The organism is Mesorhizobium sp. M2A.F.Ca.ET.067.02.1.1, from assembly GCF_004023285.1.
Classification (GTDB): Bacteria; Pseudomonadota; Alphaproteobacteria; order Rhizobiales; family Rhizobiaceae; genus Mesorhizobium.
This window is the reverse complement of sequence record NZ_RZSB01000853.1, coordinates 1-2312: the sequence shown is the minus strand read 5'-3', so window position 1 is coordinate 2312 and position 2312 is coordinate 1. Positions and strand designations below refer to the sequence as shown.

The following is a 2312-nucleotide window of genomic DNA, read 5'->3' as shown; positions in this document are numbered from 1 at the left end:
GGCAAGCGGACCGGCAAGGCCGCACATCGCCATGCGCACTTGCTCCGGCACCGGGCCGCCGGGCGTGGTGTAGCGGTTGGCCTGCAGCTTCTCGGGGTCATGCACGTCGAGATCGACATGCATGTGGACCTGGCGTGCGCCGCCGGCTTTCAGTCTCTGCGCAGCGCTCTTCCAGTCGGGGCATTCGGTCCGGACGATCGGCAGCTTTTCCAGCAGTTCTCTTTCGGCGGCGTCGAGGTCGCGCGCGTTGACCAGGACGCTGCGCGACGGATCGACTGGCTTGAAGCCGGGGATCTGGTTCGCCATTCGCCGCCAGCAGAGGCCAAGCACGGTGGCCAGCGCCATGCCGTCGAGGAAGCCCGTTGTGGTGGTCTCCGGCGTGTTGAGGTCGCCATGCTGGTCGGCCCAGATGATGGCGTCGGCGCCGGCGCCTGCCACGGCGCCGGCGGCGGTCAGGCAGTTGCCGGCCAGCACGATCGGAAACCGCTTCTTGTCCAGCGCCATGCGGACTTCGCCTGAAACGGCGTTGCAGACGGCAAAGCCGGTGCCGATCTCGCGCTCTTCTTCGTCCTCGACCACCTTGCCGATGTCGTTCACCTCGACGTCGTGGCCGGCAAGCCTCAGCGCATCGGCCAATCCGCCGGAAATCAGCGCGTCCGGGCCCTGGCCGCAGCCACCGTGGAAGTGGCCGCTGTCATAGGATGCCAGGATGATCGAGATGTTCACTATTCTGTCTCCGCCCGTTCGCCGCGCAGGATCGCCAGTGCCTCGGCCGGGTCGATACGTCCGTCATATAGGGCGCGGCCCGAGATCGCGCCTTCGAGTTTTTGCGCGTCGGGCATGGTCATGCGCACGATGTCGGCAATCGAGGCGAGGCCGCCGGATGCGATCACGGGAATGGAAACCGCTTCCGCGAGGTCGACGGTCGAATCCCAGTTGATGCCGGTCAGCACGCCGTCGCGGTCGATGTCGGTGTAGATGATAGCGGCAACGCCGGCGCCCTCGAATTTCCTGGCCAGCTCGATGACGCCGAGCTCGGAGGCTTCGGCCCAGCCCTCGACGGCCACCTTGCCGCCCTTGGCGTCGATGCCGACTGCGATTTTTCCCGGAAAAGCCTTGCACGCTTCCTTGACGAGTTCGGGTTCGCGCACGGCCACCGTGCCGAGGATGACGCGCGTCAGGCCGCGGTCCAGCCAGTCTTCGATCTGCGGCAAGGTGCGGATTCCGCCGCCGAGCTGCACCGGGTTCTTCGTCGCCCTGAGGATAGCCCCGACCGCGGCGCTGTTGACGCTCTGGCCCTTGAAGGCGCCGTTGAGGTCGACGACATGCAGCCACTCGAAGCCCTGGTCCTCGAAGGCCCGTGCCTGCGCGGCGGGGTCGTCATTGTAGATCGTGGCGGTGGCCATGTCGCCGTGTTTCAGGCGCACGCATTTGCCGTCCTTGAGGTCTATGGCTGGAAACAGGATCATGGGTCAGGCGCCCTCGACGATGACGAAATGACCGGTCGAAGCGGCGAGCCGGAATTTCGAGGCGTGCTGATATTCAGGCGAATGATAGCATTCGATTGCCTTGTCGTAGGACTCGAACTCCACAAGCACGTGACGGTTGCCGGTCGGTCCCTCCGGGCTCTCGTAGCGGCCCGCGCGGACCGCGAATTTCGCCCCGTATTTCGCGAAGGCGACGGCATTCGCTTCGATATACTGCTTGTAGACGTCCGCATCGCGGACATCGATCATCGCCATCCAATAGCCCTTCCTGCTCATTTTCAGGGCCTCCATTTCAGGAAATTGGTGATCAGCGCCAGGCCGAGCGCCTGGCTCTTCTCGGGATGGAACTGCGTGCCGGCGAGGTTGTCGCGGGCCACCGCGGCCGTTACCGGGCCGCCATAGTCGGCAACCGCCAGCACCTCGTCCGGATACTTCGCTTCCAGGTGGTAGGAATGCACGAAATAGGCGTGCAGCCCCCTCGGGCCGGTCTCGATGCCGGAAAACAGCGGGTGCTCGCGCGTAAGCTCGATCGTGTTCCAGCCGATCTGCGGGATCTTCAGCGTTGGATCGGAGGGCTGGATCTCCTTGACGTCGCCGGCGATCCAGCCGAGGCCCTTGGTGATGGTCTTTTCCAACCCGCGTTGCGACATCAGCTGCATGCCGACGCAGATGCCGAGGAACGGCCGCCCTTTACGAAGCGCCGCTTCCTCCACCGCCTCCCACATGCCTGGCACCGCGTGCAGGCCGGCGGCGCAATCGGCATAGGCGCCGACGCCCGGCAGTACGATGCGGTCCGCGGAACGCACACGCTCGGCGTCGGCCGTC

At 65.4% G+C, this 2312-nt stretch carries 4 protein-coding genes; all 4 read right to left on the bottom strand.

The window, feature by feature from the left end:
- A partial coding sequence (locus tag EOA28_RS32775) for an arginase family protein (protein ID WP_128315702.1) occupies nt 1-726 on the bottom strand: 726 nt, incomplete at its 3' end.
- On the bottom strand, nt 726-1469 hold the full coding sequence (gene hisA / locus EOA28_RS32770) for a 1-(5-phosphoribosyl)-5-[(5-phosphoribosylamino)methylideneamino]imidazole-4-carboxamide isomerase (protein ID WP_127249737.1): 744 nt from the start codon (nt 1467-1469) through the stop codon (nt 726-728). The genes EOA28_RS32775 and hisA, both read right to left, overlap by 1 nt.
- Before the next feature lie 3 nt (nt 1470-1472).
- On the bottom strand, nt 1473-1763 hold the full coding sequence (locus EOA28_RS32765) for a DUF1330 domain-containing protein (protein ID WP_126063320.1): 291 nt from the start codon (nt 1761-1763) through the stop codon (nt 1473-1475).
- Between the two features lie 2 nt (nt 1764-1765).
- Nucleotides 1766-2312 (bottom strand): imidazole glycerol phosphate synthase subunit HisH (gene hisH / locus EOA28_RS32760; protein ID WP_245501651.1); only part of this gene is annotated, 547 nt, incomplete at its 5' end.

Coding starts and splice junctions, on each gene's coding strand:
- hisA (WP_127249737.1), bottom strand. CDS start 1,469: ATGATCCTGTTTCCAGCCATAGACCTCAAGGACGGCAAATGCGTGCGC.
- EOA28_RS32765 (WP_126063320.1), bottom strand. CDS start 1,763: ATGAGCAGGAAGGGCTATTGGATGGCGATGATCGATGTCCGCGATGCG.